This is a genomic window from uncultured Rothia sp., from assembly GCF_937976295.1.
Lineage (GTDB): Bacteria > Actinomycetota > Actinomycetes > Actinomycetales > Micrococcaceae > Rothia.
Genome location: NZ_CALJRY010000070.1, coordinates 1 through 3,763, shown reverse-complemented (window position 1 = coordinate 3,763; position 3,763 = coordinate 1). Strand labels below are relative to the sequence as shown.

Sequence of the window (3,763 nt, the reverse complement as noted above, 5' to 3'; positions counted from 1 at the left end):
GCCATGCAAATCCGTTTTCCGTGATTCACACCACAAAGTTTCTTTCCTAAACTCTCCCAACATCACCGAAAGGCAACCTGGAATCTTTCAGACAAGAAACCAAAACACTCTACAATTGAAAGTCATTCAACCGCTCCCGACTAGGAAAAACACCGAAGAAAACTCTCCGTTTTTTCCTCCTCGCCGCGGCGACTCATACAACTATACAGACGTCCAAACACCCATGCAACCCGAAAAGCGGTGAACTAGAACACAAAAACGGGGGTTTAGGTTCATCCTGACCCGAACAGGACACTAAAACCCCTAGTCAACACAAGGTAAGAGCCTCAGAACTTCTCCGAAAAAAGTTTAAAAAGACCCACAAGACCCCCGAAAAACCTGCAGATACTCCCCAAACAACCAATACATGAGGAGAAGAAGACAGGAAGAGACAGAAGCAGAAGAAACAGAAAAGGAGGGCACCCCCTCACGGGGGCGCCCTCCTCACTCAAGCTACAGTCTGTAGCTCGCAAGCATCAAAACTCTAGTTCGCAGTAACGCCTAGTTCGCAGAAGCGCGACGACGAGAAACATCGTACAGAGTAATGCCCACAGCCATCGCCGCGTTCAAAGACTCCATCGCAGAATCAATCGGAATCGACACAATCTGATCGCAGTTCTCAGTCACCAGGCGGGACAGACCCTTACCCTCAGAACCAACCACCACGCACAGCGGCTCATTCGCAAGCTCCAGAGCCGGCAGCTCAATATCGCCACCGCCATCCAGACCAATCACGAAAATACCCTGCTCCTTAGCCTGCTGAATCACACGAGTCAGATTAGTCGCCATCGCAACAGGAATACGAGCAGCCGCACCAGCACTAGTCTTCCACGCACCAGCAGTCACAGCAGCCGAACGACGCTCAGGAATAATCACGCCATCACCACTAAACGCGGACACACTACGAATAATCGCACCCAGGTTACGCGGATCAGTAATACCGTCCAACGCAACAAACAGCGGCGGAGTCGACAGCTTACCCGAGTGCCAACGCTCCATAGTATCCAGCACCAGGTCAGTCGCATCCGGGTACTTATACGGCGGAATCTGCATCGCAACACCCTGGTGCACAGCACCATCAGTCAAACGATCCAGCTCGCTACGCGGAATCTCCAGCATCGGAATATTGCGCTTATTCGCAATAGTCATGATCTCGCGAACGCGGTCATCAACCTCAACACGGCTCATGATGTACAAGTGCTTCGAGGGAATTTCAGTACGCAGAGCCTCAAGCACCGCGTTACGACCAGTCACCAGCTCATCGCTAGCACGCTTACCGCCCAAACGAGTCTGGAACTTACGGTTCGTACCGGTAGCAGCACGACGCTCAGCCGCACGCTTCATCTTATACGCCTTGTGATAAACGCGGTCCTCAGCCTTCGGAGTAGGGCCCTTACCCTCAAGCGCCTTACGACCGTGACCACCAGTGCCCTTAGTAGCACCCTTCTTCTTGCTGGTAGCGCCCGGGCGCGAACCTGCCTTAGCCATTCTTCTCTTCCTTCGTCAAAGTAATGAATACGAGTCTACGCGAGAGAAACCCGCACGACCTAAGCCTTACGCACAAACGCGGGGCACATCACCCACTAGCCAACGCTCCAGCTCGAACCATTCGCGCCATCCTTCACCTGCACACCAGCAGACGCCAACAAATCACGCATCGCATCAGCCTTCGCCCAATCCTTCTGCGCACGAGCATCAGCACGCTCCGCCAACACAGCCTGAATCAGCGCATCCAGAGCCTCATGCTCAGCACCCGAAGTGCCCTCAGCATTAAAGCTCATCAGCTGCGCCAGACCCAGAACCTCAGCCATAGCCATCACAGCATTCGCCGCCTCCGAAGCATCCTCACCAGCAGCAAGCGCAGCATTACCCGCACGAGTCTGCTCATGCAAAACCGCCAGAGCACGCGGAATGTTCACGTCATCATCCATAGCCTCAGCAAAAGCCTCCGGAACCTCACGACCCGGCTTCAGCACATCCTGAGTTGCAGCAAGGAACGCCTCAACACGCTCAATAGCGGTTGCCGCCTCCTGCAGAGACGACGGACGGTAATCAAGAATCGAACGATAATGCGCACTACCGAGGTAGTAGCGAACCACCAGCGGGCGCGCCATTTCAAGCATCTGCGCCGGCGAAATCGTATTACCGATAGACTTCGACATCTTCTCACCCTCATAGGTGACCATGCCGTTGTGCATCCAGAAGTTCGCAAAATCATCACCGGCAGCAGTCGACTGCGCCAGCTCATTCTCATGGTGCGGGAAACGCAAATCCAAACCGCCACCGTGAATATCGAAACGCGAACCCAAATACTTACCAGCCATCGCCGAGCACTCCAAGTGCCAGCCCGGACGGCCACGACCCCACGGAGACTCCCACGAAGCAGTCAGCGGCTCGCCCTCCTTATACCCCTTCCACAGGGCAAAGTCACGAGGGTCACGCTTACCGCGCGGATCAGCATCCGCAGAATCCTGCATATCCTCAACGCTCTGATTCGTCAGCGCACCATACTTATCCCACGAACGCACATCAAAATACACGTCACCAGAATCATCCAGCGCAGGATACGCGTGGCCACGATCAATCAGACGCTGAATCAGAGCAAACATCTCCGGAATATGACCGGTCGCGCGCGGCTCATACGTCGGCGGATCAATACCCAGCGCCGCATACGCCTGAGCAAAAACCTTCTCAAAACGGTACGCGAGCGCCCACCACTGCTCATTCGGGAACTCACCCTCAAAACCGGGCTCCATAGAATCAGCAGACTTCGCCAAAATCTTGTCATCAATATCAGTGACATTGCGGACCGTCGTCACCTTCAAACCGCGGTAACGCATCCAACGGCTCAACTGGTCAAAAACCAACGCCGAACGGATGTGGCCCAGATGCGGTTCACCCTGCACCGTAGCACCACAATAGTAGATACGCGCCTCACCGGGCACGACGGGCTCAAACTCGCGAATAGTCGCGGAAGCTGAATCATAAAAACGCATAGTCACACTCTCATTCTACGGGGTCAGTTCAGACGCCGGGGCAGTAAATCAGCGATAGGTTACAGAATGGCTCAAAGCACCCAAACGCCTACGAACGCGGATACACCAGCGCCGTCGCAATAGCAGCCACACCCTCGCCGCGGCCGGTCAAACCCAAACCGTCAGTAGTCGTCGCAATCACCGTCACCGGAGCACCCGCCGCCTCACTCAGCACACGGTTCGCCTCATCACGGCGCGGAGAGAACTTCGGGCGGTTACCCACCAGCTGAACGCTCACATTACCAATCTCAAAACCAGCAGCACGCACAATCGCCGCAGCCTCAGAAAGAATACGAACACCCGAAGCGCCCTTCATATCCGGGCGATCCACACCGAAATTAGAGCCCAAATCCCCCGTGCCCGAGGCGGCAAAAAGAGCATCCGCGGCAGCATGAGCCACCACATCACCATCAGAATGGCCGCTCAAACCACGCTCACCCGGCCAATGCAGACCAGCAATATGCAGAGGAGTTCCCTCCTCACCAAAAGCGTGGACATCAACACCGGTACCAACACGAGGAATAACAGTCATCACAGGACCCTTCAATCGATCAAACATCTTCTCAGTAGCAGCGCCTCGGCAAAAGAGGCGCTAGGTTGCAGGCTTAGGCAGCAGACCTAGGCGGCAGAATCACCAAACAGCGCGCGAGCAACCCGCAAATCCATCGGAGTCGTCACCTTAAACGCAT

The 3,763-nt window shown here is 55.0% G+C and carries 3 protein-coding genes; all 3 read right to left on the bottom strand.

The genetic code is table 11. The annotated features are described in order from the left end of the window. Window positions 1-540: 540 nt before the first annotated feature. Window positions 541-1,527 (bottom strand): 23S rRNA (guanosine(2251)-2'-O)-methyltransferase RlmB, encoded by a 987-nt coding sequence (gene rlmB, locus Q0216_RS01950; RefSeq protein WP_049358238.1) that lies wholly within the window; start codon window positions 1,525-1,527, stop codon window positions 541-543. Window positions 1,528-1,622: 95 nt separating this feature from the next. Beyond that, window positions 1,623-3,041: a cysteine--tRNA ligase gene (cysS, locus tag Q0216_RS01945; RefSeq protein WP_298592505.1), complete on the bottom strand. Its 1,419-nt coding sequence runs from the start codon at window positions 3,039-3,041 to the stop codon at window positions 1,623-1,625. Between the two features lie 82 nt (window positions 3,042-3,123). Further along, on the bottom strand, window positions 3,124-3,606 hold the full coding sequence (gene ispF, locus Q0216_RS01940; RefSeq protein WP_298592504.1) for a 2-C-methyl-D-erythritol 2,4-cyclodiphosphate synthase: 483 nt from the start codon (window positions 3,604-3,606) through the stop codon (window positions 3,124-3,126). Window positions 3,607-3,763 lie beyond the last annotated feature (157 nt).